We start from the raw sequence: 13954 nt of genomic DNA, 5'->3' as shown, positions 1-13954 counted from the left end.
AACGTTAGGCCGCCCTCAAACGAGCTGCAACTGCCCCGCCGTGCCTTGCAGCAGCGCGTCGTTGCGTTGGGCGGCGTCGCGCAGATAGTCCCACAGCACCGTAATGCGCTTGAGCGTGCGCAACTCTTCGTGGCAGTAAATCCAGAAGCTGCGCGTGACGACCACGTCCTCGACGAGCAGCGGCACGAGGCGCGGGTCCTGTGCCGCCATGAAGCACGGCAGGATCGCCAGCGCCTCACCTTGCAGTGCCGCCTGATATTGCGCAATGACGCTGGTGCTGCGCAGCACCACGTTGCCCCCGGGCACGATGTCCTCCAGATAGCGCAACTCGTTGCTGAACGTCAGTTCATTGACATAGCTGATAAAGCGGCGACCCACGAGGTCGGCGAACGTCTTTACGTCGCCGTATCGCGCGAGGTACCCGGGGGTGGCGTACAACTGCAAGCGGTAATCGCATAGCTTGCTGCACACATACGGCCCGCGCTGCGGCCGCTCGATGGTGATGGCCAGATCGGCCTCGCGTTTGGACAGACTCACGAAGCGCGGCACGGGCAGCACGTCGAAATCGATCGCGGGATATTCGCGCTGAAATCGCGAGAGCACCGGTGTCACGAAATAGGTGCCGAAAGCTTCGGTCGAGCCGATGCGCACGTGGCCCGAGAGCGTCTGTCCCAGACCGGCTACCTGTTCGCACGCCGATTGCAGCGCCGTCTCCATCTGTTCGGCGTACACGAGCAATTGCTGCCCTTCGGGCGTCAGGGCAAAGCCCGCATTGCGCGACTTGTCGAACAGCAGCGTGCCCAGCGCCTGCTCCAGCGCGCGCACGCGTCGCGAGACGGTCGTGTGATCCACGCCCAGGCGCAGCGCCGCAGCGCTGACCCGCTGGGTTCGCGCAACTTCCAGAAAGTACCGAAGGTCGTCCCAGTCCGGGCGCGGCTCGGCACCCGGGGCGCCGAAGGGGCCGGAGAGGCCGGTCGATCGCATCGCGCCGGTACGTGCCATTGCGTTGTCTCCTATGTGTATTTCTGCACAAAGTAGATGCAGCGATGCGCTATGTAAAGCAAATTCGCACAAATACAATTTATGAGCGCCACGCATAGACGTCGGCGGCAAAAGCATAAGAGACCAAGAAGAGATCGATAAAGACCTCAAGGAGACAAAAAGCGATGAAGATCAAGCCGTGGCTGCTCGCGCTGGGACTCGGTGCGGGTTTGGGATTGTCGTGCGTCGGTTCGTTTGCGCAGTTGCCGGATCGTCCCGTGAAAGTTGGGGTGCTGACCGATATGTCGGGCACGTATTCCGCGATGGGCGGCGCCGGGTCGGTCGTGGCGGCGCAAATGGCCATCGACGACTGTCTGGCCGCCGAATGCAAAGGCATGAAGGTCGAACTGGTCTCGGCCGATAACCAGAACAAGGCGGACGTGGCCGCCAACAAGGCGCGGGAATGGTTCGACCGGGACAACGTCGATGCGATTGCCGATCTGACCAACTCCGCTGCCGCGCTCGCCGTGCAAAAGCTGGCGATGGACAAGCAGCGCGTCGTCCTGTTCTCCGGCCCGGCGACCACGCGTCTGACGAACGAAGACTGCTCGCCCACGGGCTTTCACTGGATGTTCGACACCTATTCGCAGTCGGCTGCCACCGCGCGCGCCGTGGTGGGTGACGGCGGCAAGTCCTGGTACTTCATCACCGTCGATTACGCCTTCGGGCATTCGCTGGAGAAAGACGCCGCCGATATCGTGAAGACGCTCGGCGGCACGGTCGTCGGTCAGTCACGTCATCCGCTCAATGCGTCCGACTACGCGTCGTTCCTGTTGCAGGCGCAAAGCTCGAAGGCGCAGGTCGTGGCGTTGGCGAATGGCGGTCAGGACACCGTCAACGTGCTCAAGCAAGCGCGCGAATTCGGCATCGTGCAGCGCGGGCAGAAGCTCGCGGCGCTGTTGGTGTTCCTGTCGGACGTTCACGCTTTGGGACTCAACACCGCACAGGGCCTGTTGTTTACCGACGGGTTCTACTGGGATTTCGACGACGCCTCGCGCAAGTGGTCCGACCGTTTCCAGAAAAAGTACAAGAACCTGAAGCCGACGATGGTGCAGGCCGGTGTGTATTCGAGCGTGCTGCACTACCTGCGCTCGGTGGCGGCTGCCAAGAGCGTTGACGCGAAGGTCGTTGCGCAGAAAATGCGTGAATTGCCGATTCGCGATCCAATCATGCACAACGCGTCGATTCGTCCCGACGGTCGCGTGATTCACGACATGTACCTGTTCAAGGTGAAGTCTCCCGGCGAGTCCAAAGGACCGTGGGATTACTACACTAAAGTGGCCACCGTCCCGGCGACGGAAGCCTTCCAGCCGCTGTCGAAATCGACTTGCTCGCTCGTGAAGACAAGCACGGCAGCGAAGTAATTTCCCCCGAATTCTTTCATCCGTATTCGTTTCGATCTGGAGAGCGTGTCATGTCCCTACCCACCATTCCGCTGCTCATCGATGGCAAGCGTGTTGAATCGAAGACGTCGCAATGGCGTGACGTCGTGAACCCGGCGACGCAGGAAGTCGTCGCGCGCGTGCCGTTTGCGACCCCCGAAGAACTCGACGCGGCAGTGGCCTCCGCCAAGGCAGCTTACAAGGGCTGGCGCAATACGTCGCAGGCCAATCGCATGCGTGTCATGTTGCGCTTTCAGCAACTGCTGCGCGATCACACGAGCGAGCTGGCCGAACTGATCACGCGCGAGCACGGCAAGACGCTGCCCGACGCGGAAGGTGAAGTGGGGCGTGGACTCGAAGTCGTGGAGCACGCGTGCTCGATTGCCTCCCTGCAACTGGGCGAGTATGCGCAGAATGCGGCCGGTGGCGTGGACGTCTACACGCTCATCGAACCGCTCGGTGTCTGTGCCGGTATTACCGCGTTCAACTTCCCGGTGATGCTCCCTTGCTTCATGTTTCCGCTGGCCGTCGCCACCGGCAACACCTTCGTGCTCAAGCCGTCGGAACAGGATCCGAGCGCATCGCTGCGTCTCGCGGAACTCGCGCTGGAGGCCGGGTTGCCGCCGGGCGTGCTCAACGTGGTGCATGGCGGGCCGGACATTGCCAACGCCATTTGCGATCACCCGGATATCAAGGCCGTGTCGTTCATCGGCTCGACGCATGTCGGCACGCACATCTACCGTCGCGCGTCGGAGGCGGGCAAGCGTTGTCAGGCCATGATGGGCGCAAAAAATCACTGCGTGATCCTGCCGGACGCCGACCGCGAGCAGGCGATCAACCATTTGCTGGGCGCGGCATTCGGCGCCGCAGGACAGCGCTGCATGGCTACGTCCGTCGCGGTGCTCGTGGGCGAAGCGCGCGAGTGGGTGCCGGAGCTGGTCGAACGTGCGCGAGCGCTCAAGGTCGGACCGGGCACGGATCGCAAGGCGGACGTGGGGCCGCTCGTCTCGAAGCAGGCGCGTGCGCGTGTGGAGAAACTCATCGGCGCCGGGGTGGAAGAGGGCGCGAAGCTGCTGCTCGACGGACGCGGCCACGCGGTCGGCGAAGCGCCGCAGGGCAACTTCGTCGGCCCGACGATCTTCGACGGGGTGACGGCCGACATGTCGATCTATCGCGAGGAAATTTTCGGGCCGGTCCTGTGCATGACGGGCGTGGATACGCTCGATGAGGCGATCGCCTTCGTCAACGCCAACCCGAACGGCAACGGCGTGGCGCTGTTCACCCAGGACGGCGGCGCGGCGCGTCAGTTCCAGAATGAGATCGACGTCGGTCAGGTCGGCATCAACCTGCCGATTCCGGTGCCGGTCGCGTGGTTCAGCTTCACGGGGTCGCGGGCGTCGAAGCTGGGCGATCTGGGGCCGAACGGCAAGCAGGCGATCCTGTTCTGGACGCAGACGAAGACCGTCACGGCGCGCTGGCAAGCGCGCGGCACCGGCCCGGCGGGCGTCAACACCACGATTACGCTGAAGTAATTCGCGTGCCCCCTGAACACATCGAAGATGTCGGAGACAGACGATGGCTACGGAAATTCAGCAAGGGACTGGGCAGGAGACTCGGGCGACGCTACGCGTGGCCTTCATCGGCCTGGGCAACATGGGCGGGCCGATGGCGGCCAATCTGGTGAGCGCCGGGCATGCGGTGCGCGGCTTCGATCTGTCGGGCGCAGCGGTGGAGCGACTGGTGGCCGCTGGCGGAAAAGCGGCGCAGTCGATTCCCGATGCCGTGCGCGATGCGCAGGTCGTCATCACGATGCTGCCCGCCGGTGAGCACGTGCTCGCCGCATACGACGGTCCGCAAGGCGTGCTGGCCAACGCACCGCAGGATGCCGTGCTAATCGACAGCAGTACGGTGCCGCCGGAGATCCCACGTCAGCTGGCGAAAATTGCCCGCTCGGGCACACAACTGCTAGACGCCCCGGTCTCGGGCGGCACGGCGGGGGCTGCTGCGGGCACGCTGACGTTCATGGTCGGCGGCGACGCAGCGCTCGTCGAGCGCATGCGCCCATTGCTCGGCAACATGGGCAAGGCCATTCACCACGGCGGCCCGCTCGGCGCCGGCCAGACCCTCAAGCTGTGCAACAACATGCTGCTGGGCATTCTGATGGCGGGAACGAGCGAGGCACTGCGTCTGGGCATCGCCAACGGCCTCGACCCGAAAGTGCTCTCGGCCGTGATGCAGCAAAGCTCCGGACGCAACTGGACGCTGGAGGTCTATAACCCGTGTCCCGGTGTGATGGAGAATGCCGCGTCGTCACGTGGTTATACAGGCGGTTTCGCGACCGATCTGATGGCGAAGGATTTGCGTCTCGCGCATGGCGCTGCGGAGTCCAGCAACGTGGCGACGCCATTGGGCGATCTGGCCCGGCGCATCTTCGAAGTCCATCGCGCGAACGGCCATGGGGGACTCGACTTCTCGAGCATCTTCCAGGACCCGGTGACGCTCGCCCAGGCGCTGGAGGTGAAGTAACGTCCGACCCGATGAAGTGCAGGACGATGCAAACGCCCGTCGAAGGTTCGCCCGACGGGCGTTTTACCGTCGGTCGGTCATTGCGACGATTCGGTGAGGACGTCCCGCGCCATGGGCCGAAATCATTTCAATGCCGCGAATATGGGCGTATCATCCGGGCCCAACGGCTACCCCCACGGCCGGTTTCCCAGCGCTTGCGAGCGCCTTCGTCGCCATGATCGTCCGTCCCAACCTGCATTGGCTGCGCATGCTGTTCGTCGTGCGTGGCTCGATCTTGCCCAAGATCGCACCGCAGCTCATTTTCACCACGATCATCTCGATTGCCGTCACGCTCGCCCATGGGCGCATCTTCGAATGGAAGATCCCGCTCACGTTCATCCCGTTCTCGCTGATCGGTATTACGCTCGCGATCTTTCTCGGCTTTCGCAACACCACGAGTTACGCCCGGTATTGGGAGGCCCGCATGCTCTGGGGCAGCGTGCTCAATGAAACGCGGGCGCTCTCGCGTCAGTCGATGACGCTCGTGTCCGACACGTCGGATTCGCCCCGCTTCGTTGCCTATCTGATCGCCTTCGTGCATGGCATGCGTCATCAATTGCGTGGCACGGACCCGCGCGCCGACTTCGAGCGTTTGCTGAGCCAGGAAGATGTCGCTTGCCTGGCGCGCAAGCAATTCAAGCCGATCACGATTCTGCTGATGGCCGGCGAATGGTTGCGCGAGCGCCGTCTGCGCGGGCAGATCGAAGCGCCGCTCGCGCAAGTCATGGAGATGCATCTGGACCGCCTGGGCGAAGCGATCGGCGGCTGCGAGCGGATTGCCACCACGCCGATCCCGTTCACGTATGGCGTGATCCTGCATCGCGTGACCTATCTGTACAGCGTGCTCCTGCCGTTTGGCCTGATCGACTCCATCGGTCCCATGACGCCGGTCATCGTCGCCTTCATTTCGTATACGTTCTTTGCGCTCGAAGCCGTGAGCGCGGAGATCGAGGAGCCGTTCGGGCTGGAGCCGAACGATCTGGCGCTCGACGCCATGTCCGAGACCATCGAGCAGTCACTGCGAGAAATCCTGCATCGCCAGCACACGGCCCAGGTACGCGCACGCGAGCATCACATCATCACCTGAGCGCGCAGCGCGACGCTTTCCAAATTTTTAATACTAAAGTCCTTGCTTTAGTTTATGACGCGACTATACTCAAGTACATGCTTGACCATGACAACACCCTCGATCTGACTTTTCAGGCACTGGCCGACGCGTCTCGCCGGGCCATGCTCGTGCGGCTGGCGCAGGGGCCGGCGTCGGTGAGTGCGCTTGCGCAACCGCTGGCGATGTCGTTGCAGGCGGTCATGCAGCATCTGTCCGTGCTGGAGAGCGCGGGTCTGGTGCGAACGGAAAAGGCCGGTCGTGTGCGCACGTGCCGGATCGAACCTCAGGCGCTGAGCCTCGCCGAGCGATGGATCAACCAGCGCCGTCACGAGTGGGAGGGCCATCTCGACCGATTGGGCGAGTATCTGGCCAGCCTGCCGCCCGAAGGAGACCTTCATGACGACAGCAAGTGAAGCAAAAGCGACGACGCAGCCCCGGCCGTTGACGGTTGGCCGGACTTACGCGGTGACCCGCGACACGGTGTTCGGTGCGTGGACGACGACCGAGGCCGTCAAACGCTGGTTTTGCCCTGCCGGTTACACGATTCCCGAGGCGCAGATCGAGGCGCGCGAGGGCGGCGCTTTCGACTTGCGCATGCAGTCGCCCGAAGGCGAGTCGCACTGGATTCGCGGTCGCTTCGTCGAAGTCGACGCGCCGAAGCGCCTCGTGATCGACATGAAGGTGACCGACGAGAAGGGCCACGAACTGTTCGGTGCGCTCACGCAGGCAACGTTTACCGATGTCGCGCAGGGCACACGGCTGGACGTGGAGCAGCGATATACGGTCCTCGACCCCGCATTCGCTTGGATGCCCGAAGGCGCAGGACAGGGCTGGACGCAGACGCTCGACAAACTCGGGCGCGAAGTCATGCGCGAGGCCGAAGCGCCGACGGCCCGCAGCGTCGTGCACGCGACATTCCGCATCGAGCGTCAGTACCCCGCATCTCCCGCGCGCGTGTTCCGCGCACTGGTCGAGCGCGAGGCCAAGGACCGCTGGTTCGCGCGCGGCGAAGGACTGACGTTGATCGAGCGCTCCATGGACGTTCGCCCCGGCGGACGCGAGGTGGCCAAGGGTAAATGGCAGAGCGGCATGGTGTCGACGTTCGACGCGTTGTACTACGACGTCGTGCCGGATACACGCCTGGTGTATGCCTACGAAATGCATCTGGATACGCGCAAGATTTCGGTGTCGCTCGCGACCATCGATATCAAGGCGCGCGACGGTGGCACGCACCTCGTCATGACGGAGCAAGGCGCGTTTCTGGACGGCTACGACGATGCGGGTTCGCGAGAGCGTGGCACGAATTTCCTGCTCGATGCCCTCGGCGCCTCGCTCGACGACTGACGGCGTTGCCGAGTACTTCCAATGAACTGCGACGCCGCTGCAGGTCGGTGCCACCGACGCCAGCGGCGTTTTCACATGCGCGAATGCACCGAAATGGTGCGTTAATTCCCGTTAAAACACGCAATAGTTCCTGAACAAATTTCGCGTTTTTCATCGCGATGCCGAGTTCTAGACTTCCTTCCATCGACGGCGCAATTCAAAACAAAGTCGTCGCAACTGACAGGAGTCTGAAAATGAACCGCAAGAACTTCGCTATCGCCCTTATCGCCGCTGTCGCCTCGCTGGGTGCTGTTGCCAGCAATGCTGCCGAGAACGGTAACAACTACCCCAACGTCGCTTCGCAAGGTCAACCGCTGACCCGCGCCGCCGTGCTGGCCGATCTGGCGCAAGCGCGCGCCAATGGTCTGATCCCGCAAGGCGACGCCGACTATCCGGTGTACGTCGCGTCGGGCCCGAGCAAGACCCGCGCCGATGTGACGACGGAATTGGCTCAGGCACGTGCTCAAGGCTTGCTCGCGGAGACCGACGTCGACTACCCCATCCTTGCGTCGCAAGGTCAGAGCGTGTCGCGCGCCGAAGTCAAGCAAGACCTCGCTCGCGCCCGCGCTGCCGGTCAACTGAACGAATTCCAGGGCAGCTGATCGCCGACCGGCTGGCAAGGCCGGTGCCGTAGCACACAAAAAAAGGTTCATCGTGGAAAACCGTGGAGGTTTTCAAGGCAATTGATAATCTGACGCCAATAGAGACGGTGTTCGGAGGAGCAATTGCTAGATCGAAAAGCGCTGGAAGCCCTCGGTTGCTGGACGGGATACCGAGTTGAGCGAGTGGAGTGGCCTTCGCAGGACAGTCGGACACTGTCGTTGTATCTGAAGCCATTAAGCCGAGTGATGCTGTGCGAGCAATGCGGCAAGCGTTGCTCGCAGATCCACGAGACGACGGTGCGCCGGGTTCGGGATCTTCCCTTGTTTGAATATCGAGTGGTGCTGCATGTGCCGCGTCGTCGGCTTTGGTGCGAGCACTGTGGTGGCCCGAGGCTGGAGAAATTGGACTGGCTCGGGCGCTACCAACGGGTCACAGCGCGCTTTGCCAAGGCCTGTGAAATTCTGCTCAAGTCGACCAATGTCCAGGCCGTTGCAGCGTTCTACGGTTTGGATTGGCATACCGTTAAAGCGATCGACAAAGCGAGTTTGCGAGCAAGCATCGCCGAGCCGGATTGGACACAGGTTCGATATTTGGCGATGGACGAATTCGCTCTGCACAAGGGCCACCGTTACGCCACGGTGGTGGTCGAGCCGCTCAGTCGGCAGGTGCTATGGATTGGGAATGGCCGTTCGCGTGAAACTGCCCGAGCCTTCTTTGACCAGCTTCCCGAGGGCGTTGCAGAGCATATCGAGGCTGTTGCCATCGATATGACAACGGCCTACGAGTTGGAAATCAAGGCGAACTGCCCGCAAGCCGAAATCGTCTACGACTTGTTCCATGTCGTTGCCAAATACGGACGCGAAGTGATCGACCGGGTCCGAGTCGATCAGGCCAACCGACTCCGAGATGACCGGCCAGCACGCAAAGTCCTCAAATCAAGCCGCTGGCTGCTCTTACGCAATCAAAAGAATCTACGGCCGGAACAGTCCGTGCACCTGAGTGAGCTGCTGCAAGCCAACCAGCCTCTGTTGTGCGTCTATTTGCTACGAGACGAACTCAAGCGACTGTGGTTCTACCGAAAGCCAGCTTGGGCGCAAAAGGCATGGGAGCAGTGGATTACTCAAGCCAACGACAGCGGTATCGCTGCGCTGAAACTATTTGCGCAGCGCCTGCAAGGCTATTGGCACGGCATCCTGGCCCGCTGCCGACACCCACTTAACACCAGCGTCGTTGAAGGCATCAACAACACCATCAAGGTCATCAAGCGCCGGGCATACGGCTACCGTGACGAGGAATATTTCTTCCTCAAAATCCGCGCAGCTTTCCCCGGCAATCCACGATGAACCCAAAAAAAGCCGTTCCGAGTACGACACTCGGAACGGCTTTTTTCGTTCTTGCTTTGTCCTTGCTTCGTTCTTGCGCCAGGGCGATCGGACCGGAAACACCTACGCTCCGGTCACCTTCAGGCCTTCATGAAGCGCAGTGCGAGGCGAGCGAGCTTCGGCACGAACGTCGGGCGCAGCAGGCGCTTGTCATAGCCTGCCATGCGTCGCGCATCTTCCTCCAGACACAGCGCAATCAGATCGCGCGGCTTGAGCGATTCGCCGATATCGGCGGTGCCGGTGGCGGGGAAGTTGGCGTCGCGCGCCACGCCGTCGGTGTCGATGCCGCGCGCAATCGCCATGCGGTCCCAAATCAGCGTCGCCCACACGGCGGCCACTCGCGCGTAAAACCACGGCCGCTTCCAGAAAGGCAGCGTGCGTCGATACCATGCGACCCAGTTCGCGAAGAACAGAATGTGGCGCGCTTCCTCCTGAATGACCGGTTCGAACGTCTCGACCAACGCTTCGGGAAAGTAGCCTGAGCGCTGCGCCGAACGGAACAGACCGAACGCGACGAAGCTGTCGATACACTCGCTGAAGCCCGTCTTCATCCACGCCCATTCGGGGTCTTTGGGCGGCGGGTAGGGCGGCTCCGGCGCCAGTTCGATGCCGTAGGCTTCGACCAGTCGGGACAGCACGACCTTGTGACGCGCTTCTTCGTCGCCGTCCATGACGAGCGCCTCGCGCAGCAACGGGTCCTCAATCGTGGCGGCGTAGGTCGCCACACGAATGGACGCGCGGCCTTCCGTCTGTACGGCAATGTCCCAGATGGGCAGGGCGGTCAGGCGCCTGAGCGCATCGGGCGGCAGCTTCGGCCATTCGATGACGGCCGGCTTATAGGGATTATGAGACTCCAGCAGCATGCGGCAGAACATGCGTTTATGGGAGTCCGAACCAATTTTCACGGGCCCCTCGGCATCGTATTGCCAATGGCGCATGACATGGTCGGCCTCAGCCACGGCTGCCGCTAACGTGTCGGACATCTGATCGGGATATCGCATCGGTATGAGTCCTGTCGGCGTCGGCAAAAATCATACCATCAGCGATACGCACGTGCCGTACAGGCGGGCCGCTTTTGTTGGCGCCAGCGGCATGATGCGGCGTCGAAATATTTCGTAATTGTTGCGGCGCGTGCAACGCAGGTATTCGCGCCATACGCTATATCGCGCGGGAAGACGTGACTAGACTGTAGAACCGCTGTCGCAGTTTTTGCAGCTTCCTTGCCATGGACACATCATGTCGCTGACCCTTGAGCAACTCTTTCCGCAGCATCGTCCCGAAGGTGACGCCGTGGCCACGGCGCTCGATAGTCACGCTGTCGTACAGGCGCTGTCGCTCGCCGTCGCCGATCATCCGCTTGTCCTGCTGCGAATGATGTACCCGGCCACCGATGCCAACACGCATCGCAGCCGCGACGAACTCACCGAGGTATTGCATCGCCACGGACTGCATCAGGTCGCGAGCCTGATCGAAGAAGAATCGCCGTATCTGATGTTCACGTCCGCCGAGCATGCGCATCTCACGCTCGTCGAGATCCGCCGCTATTCGGCGGCCATTGCCGTGCATCTTTACTATCGCGGGCTGGCCGGTGTAGACGCCGAAACGCGCCTTCGCGCCGATGCGCGTGCGCCGACCGACGGCCACTTCAAGCCGTTCGACTGACGCCAGCCAGTCGCCGCGCGCGATGACGAATCTTCCTGCCGACACGACAGGAGGATTCCATGGTCATCGGGCTACCGGATGTCGGGTCCCCTCAGGTCCCCTCAGGTCGCCTCAGGCGCGACGGTTTTCCGTCCCGTCTGCCGTCTGCCGGGTTTCGTCCTTGGGCTTGTCTGATGCGGCGGCATCGTCGGGGGCATGCTCACCGTCCCAGCCGAACGTCACCTGGCGCTGTGCACGACGTATCGCGCGCTCGCGCGCCATCTGCTCCTCGAACTGCCGGCGCCCTTCCTTCGCGGTGGCGATGATCTTGTTGCGATCCTGATAGGAGGGATACATGTCGTCCGTCAATTGCACATTGGCGCGCCTGAACGCCATGGTGGCCTCGCGGGCTTCGGCCGCCGGCCATCCGAGCGCTTCGAGCACCGAGCGTGCGCTGCGCAGCGACGACTCGAAGACTTCGCGCTCGACATGCTGCACGCCGCGCTCGCGAAGCTGGAACAAATGGCCGACGTTGCGGGCTCTCGCGACGACCGGTACGTCCGGGAAGTGTTCTCGCATCAGATCGGCGATTTCGAGCGACTGATCGACGTCGTCCACGGCAATCACGACGGCGCGCGCATTCGCCACGCCGGCAATGCGCAACAGATCGAGACGTGTCGCATCGCCATAGAACACGCGGAAGCCGAACTGCCGCAGACTTTCGATGGTGTCGGGGTCGTGGTCGAGCACGGTGACCGACACCCCTTGCGGCATCAGCGCACGACCTACGATCTGCCCGTAACGTCCGAAACCGCAAATCACGACGTTCGCCGTCTGCGGCTCCGAGATCTCTTCCATGCGCGGTGAGCCCTTCATGCTGTAGCGCGGCAACAACCACTTGTCGATGGCGACGAGCAGCAGCGGCGAGATCAGCATCGAGAGTGCCACGGCGCCGATCAGGAACGACGACACGGCCGGGGGCAGCACCTGTGGACCGGCGGACTGGAAGACGACGAACGCGAACTCGCCGCCCTGTGCGAGCAGCAGCGTGAAGATCGGCCGCTCCTGATACGGCAGTTGCATCAGCCGCGACAGACTGTAGATTGCGACGCCCTTGAGCGCGAGGAAACCGACGACGACCGCGATCATGCGCAGCGGCTGCGCGAGCAGCACACCGAAGTCGATGCTCATGCCCACGGCGATGAAGAACAGGCCCAGCAACAATCCCTTGAACGGTTCGATGTCGGTTTCGAGTTCGCGACGATATTCACTCTCGGCCAGCAGGACGCCGGCGAGGAAAGCGCCCAGCGCCATCGACAGCCCGACGACTTGCATCAGTGTCGCGATGGCGACGACGAGCAGGAGCGCCGCTGCCGTGAAGATCTCCGGGGTCTTGCTGTTGGCGATCCAGCGCAGTAACGGACGCAGCGCCAGTCGTCCGCCGAGGATGATGGCGGCGATCACGCCGACGATCTTCAACGCTTCGAGGGCGCGCGTCGTGCCCGTCATGGCGTGACTGTCGACGGAATTCGCGAGCAGCGGCAGCAGGGCCAGAATCGGAATGGCGGCGACGTCCTGAAACAGCAGGATGGAGAAGCCCGCCTGACCGCTGGCGGTGGCGAGCATGTTGCGCTCGGCCATCACCTGCAACGCAATGGCGGTGGACGACAGCGCAAGGCCCAGGGCGGCGACGAGTGCAATGCGCCACGGGGCGCCCAGCGCGATGCCTGCGACGAAGAGCAGCACGGCGCAGCCGATGACCTGCGCCGAGCCCCAGCCGAAAATCGGCCGTCGCAGGCTCCACAAACGCCGCGGTTCCAGTTCGAGGCCAACGAGGAACAGCATCAGCACCACGCCGAATTCGGCGAAGTGCAGGACATCTTCCACGCGCGAGACGAGGCCGAGTCCCCATGGGCCGATGGCGATCCCGGCAGCGAGATAGCCGATGATGGCGCCCAGACCGAGGGCGCGCGACAACGGCACGACGATGACGGCGGCCGCGAGATAAATCAGGCTGGCCAGCAGCCAGGCAGGCACATGTTCCATCAGGCGGCGCTCCCGGTGTCGCTGGCGCTTGTGTTCGCGTCGGCACCCGTCAGCCCGCTCGCGCAGCGCGGGCGATCGGTTGCCGGAATTGCCTGGCACTCGGCGGCGTCCGCCATCGAGACGAGTTCCGGCCACTGCGGGTACGTTGCAAGACGCCCGGCGAATGCGCTGACGTGCGCATCGAGCGCGGCGGTGTCGCAGCGACGCGCCCCATACAGCACGTGCGGCGGCAGGAAACGCATGCCGCACAGGTGCGAGGTCTGTTCGTACGGGGGCAGGAAGGCGGAGAATTCATGCTGGTTATAACCGTCGGGCCGATAGCTGTCCTCCGGACCGCCGGTGCTGGCGACCAGCCAAAGATCCTTGTTCGCCAGCGCGTGACCGTTCTGACCGTAGGCCCAGCCCCACGACAGCACTTCGTCGAACCAGAGCTTTTGCAACGGCGGCATGCTGTACCAGTAGATCGGATGGACCAGCACGATCAGATCGGCACGCGTGAGACGTTGCTGCTCGGCGGCGACGTCGATGCTGAAGTCGGGATACGTCGAATAGAGATCGTTGACGTCGACGCCTTCGATGCCGCGTGCGGCGTCGAGAAGGCGGCGATTCACGCGCGAATCGCGCCAGCGCGGATGCGCCACGATGACATAGACGGCACGCTTCGGGGCACGCTCGCGGGTGTCCTGAGTGGCATGCTGGAGACGGGTGGAGGCGGGGGCTGTCATGCGGGGGAGGATACCCCATTCGTATGACGTGCTCCACGGGCACGACGGGCGATGAGGCGGAGGCGGGGTGCCGGATAT

At 62.9% G+C, this 13954-nt stretch carries 13 protein-coding genes; 9 read left to right on the top strand and 4 right to left on the bottom strand.

Annotated features, from left to right (window positions below):
* Positions 1-15: 15 nt before the first annotated feature.
* Entirely contained in the window at positions 16-984 is a 969-nt protein-coding gene (locus tag UC34_RS20660; RefSeq protein ID WP_044458503.1) for a LysR family transcriptional regulator, read from the bottom strand.
* A 182-nt stretch (positions 985-1166) separates the two neighbouring features.
* Between UC34_RS20660 and UC34_RS20655 the strand changes: the two genes are divergently transcribed.
* From UC34_RS20655 to UC34_RS20620, 8 genes are all read left to right on the top strand, one after another.
* The gene (locus UC34_RS20655) at positions 1167-2405 is read left to right on the top strand and encodes an ABC transporter substrate-binding protein (protein WP_157123253.1); all 1239 of its coding nucleotides are present in this window, start codon (positions 1167-1169) and stop codon (positions 2403-2405) included.
* Positions 2406-2455: 50 nt separating this feature from the next.
* Positions 2456-3955, top strand: coding sequence for a CoA-acylating methylmalonate-semialdehyde dehydrogenase (locus UC34_RS20650; protein ID WP_044456999.1), 1500 nt, complete (start codon positions 2456-2458; stop codon positions 3953-3955).
* A gap of 43 nt (positions 3956-3998) precedes the next feature.
* A complete protein-coding gene (mmsB, locus tag UC34_RS20645) occupies positions 3999-4949 on the top strand; it encodes a 3-hydroxyisobutyrate dehydrogenase (RefSeq protein ID WP_044456998.1) in 951 nt (316 codons plus the stop codon).
* 214 nt (positions 4950-5163) lie between these two features.
* Positions 5164-6075: a bestrophin family protein gene (locus UC34_RS20640; RefSeq protein ID WP_044456997.1), complete on the top strand. Its 912-nt coding sequence runs from the start codon at positions 5164-5166 to the stop codon at positions 6073-6075.
* A gap of 77 nt (positions 6076-6152) precedes the next feature.
* A complete protein-coding gene (locus UC34_RS20635) occupies positions 6153-6509 on the top strand; it encodes an ArsR/SmtB family transcription factor (protein WP_044456996.1) in 357 nt (118 codons plus the stop codon).
* The gene (locus UC34_RS20630) at positions 6493-7440 is read left to right on the top strand and encodes an SRPBCC family protein (protein ID WP_044456995.1); all 948 of its coding nucleotides are present in this window, start codon (positions 6493-6495) and stop codon (positions 7438-7440) included. The genes UC34_RS20635 and UC34_RS20630 overlap by 17 nt, the downstream gene beginning before the upstream one ends.
* A 233-nt stretch (positions 7441-7673) precedes the next feature.
* The gene (locus UC34_RS20625; protein ID WP_052811160.1) at positions 7674-8081 is read left to right on the top strand and encodes a DUF4148 domain-containing protein; all 408 of its coding nucleotides are present in this window, start codon (positions 7674-7676) and stop codon (positions 8079-8081) included.
* A 123-nt stretch (positions 8082-8204) separates the two neighbouring features.
* Complete coding sequence (locus UC34_RS20620) at positions 8205-9425, top strand: ISL3 family transposase (RefSeq protein ID WP_044453341.1); 1221 nt, start codon at positions 8205-8207, stop codon at positions 9423-9425.
* Between the two features lie 119 nt (positions 9426-9544).
* On the opposite strand, the gene UC34_RS20615 is transcribed toward UC34_RS20620, so the two are convergent.
* Positions 9545-10447, bottom strand: coding sequence for a hypothetical protein (locus UC34_RS20615; RefSeq protein WP_044458500.1), 903 nt, complete (start codon positions 10445-10447; stop codon positions 9545-9547).
* A gap of 253 nt (positions 10448-10700) precedes the next feature.
* Between UC34_RS20615 and UC34_RS20610 the strand changes: the two genes are divergently transcribed.
* Positions 10701-11126: a hypothetical protein gene (locus UC34_RS20610; RefSeq protein ID WP_044456994.1), complete on the top strand. Its 426-nt coding sequence runs from the start codon at positions 10701-10703 to the stop codon at positions 11124-11126.
* A 111-nt stretch (positions 11127-11237) separates the two neighbouring features.
* Here UC34_RS20610 and kefC read toward each other — a convergent pair whose 3' ends face one another.
* Together kefC and kefF are read right to left on the bottom strand one after the other, a co-directional pair.
* The gene (kefC, locus tag UC34_RS20605; protein WP_044456993.1) at positions 11238-13151 is read right to left on the bottom strand and encodes a glutathione-regulated potassium-efflux system protein KefC; all 1914 of its coding nucleotides are present in this window, start codon (positions 13149-13151) and stop codon (positions 11238-11240) included.
* On the bottom strand, positions 13151-13876 hold the full coding sequence (kefF, locus tag UC34_RS20600) for a glutathione-regulated potassium-efflux system oxidoreductase KefF (protein WP_084070853.1): 726 nt from the start codon (positions 13874-13876) through the stop codon (positions 13151-13153). The genes kefC and kefF overlap by 1 nt, the downstream gene beginning before the upstream one ends.
* Positions 13877-13954: the final 78 nt, after the last annotated feature.

It is taken from the genome of Pandoraea vervacti (genome assembly GCF_000934605.2).
Lineage (GTDB): Bacteria > Pseudomonadota > Gammaproteobacteria > Burkholderiales > Burkholderiaceae > Pandoraea > Pandoraea vervacti.
This window is presented reverse-complemented; position numbering and strand designations above follow the sequence as displayed.

What these genes read in the sequence shown, in the direction of transcription:
- UC34_RS20660 (WP_044458503.1), bottom strand. Translation starts at nt 984, where the DNA reads ATGCGATCGACCGGCCTCTCCGGCCCCTTCGGCGCCCCGGGTGCCGAG.
- UC34_RS20655 (WP_157123253.1), top strand. Translation starts at nt 1,167, where the DNA reads ATGAAGATCAAGCCGTGGCTGCTCGCGCTGGGACTCGGTGCGGGTTTG.
- UC34_RS20650 (WP_044456999.1), top strand. Translation starts at nt 2,456, where the DNA reads ATGTCCCTACCCACCATTCCGCTGCTCATCGATGGCAAGCGTGTTGAA.
- mmsB (WP_044456998.1), top strand. Translation starts at nt 3,999, where the DNA reads ATGGCTACGGAAATTCAGCAAGGGACTGGGCAGGAGACTCGGGCGACG.
- UC34_RS20640 (WP_044456997.1), top strand. Translation starts at nt 5,164, where the DNA reads ATGATCGTCCGTCCCAACCTGCATTGGCTGCGCATGCTGTTCGTCGTG.
- UC34_RS20635 (WP_044456996.1), top strand. Translation starts at nt 6,153, where the DNA reads ATGCTTGACCATGACAACACCCTCGATCTGACTTTTCAGGCACTGGCC.
- UC34_RS20630 (WP_044456995.1), top strand. Translation starts at nt 6,493, where the DNA reads ATGACGACAGCAAGTGAAGCAAAAGCGACGACGCAGCCCCGGCCGTTG.
- UC34_RS20625 (WP_052811160.1), top strand. Translation starts at nt 7,674, where the DNA reads ATGAACCGCAAGAACTTCGCTATCGCCCTTATCGCCGCTGTCGCCTCG.
- UC34_RS20615 (WP_044458500.1), bottom strand. Translation starts at nt 10,447, where the DNA reads ATGTCCGACACGTTAGCGGCAGCCGTGGCTGAGGCCGACCATGTCATG.
- UC34_RS20610 (WP_044456994.1), top strand. Translation starts at nt 10,701, where the DNA reads ATGTCGCTGACCCTTGAGCAACTCTTTCCGCAGCATCGTCCCGAAGGT.
- kefC (WP_044456993.1), bottom strand. Translation starts at nt 13,151, where the DNA reads ATGGAACATGTGCCTGCCTGGCTGCTGGCCAGCCTGATTTATCTCGCG.
- kefF (WP_084070853.1), bottom strand. Translation starts at nt 13,876, where the DNA reads ATGACAGCCCCCGCCTCCACCCGTCTCCAGCATGCCACTCAGGACACC.